Genomic DNA, 271 nt, shown 5'->3' on the forward strand with positions numbered 1-271 from the left:
GTTCAGGACGTTGTGCTTAATACCGGCTTTGGTCAGTTCGTTTGACACCAGCTCCGATTTTTCGATGGAGATAGTACCCACCAGCACCGGCTGGCCTTTCGCAGTACGTTCTTTGATATCTTCAATGATCGCCTGAATTTTTTCCGCTTCAGTCATGTAGACCAGGTCCGGCAGATCTTTACGAATCATTGGACGGTTGGTCGGAACAACGACGGTATCCAGCTTGTAGATTGAGCTAAATTCGAAAGCTTCGGTATCAGCAGTACCGGTC

Annotated in this window: 1 pseudogene; it reads right to left on the minus strand. The window is 48.3% G+C overall.

What is annotated here, in order from left to right:
* Positions 1-271 (minus strand): annotated as a pseudogene (secA, locus tag V5P19_RS23635) (preprotein translocase subunit SecA); the annotation flags it as partial.

This window comes from Enterobacter sp. UNJFSC 003, from assembly GCF_036903355.1.
Taxonomy (GTDB): domain Bacteria; phylum Pseudomonadota; class Gammaproteobacteria; order Enterobacterales; family Enterobacteriaceae; genus Enterobacter.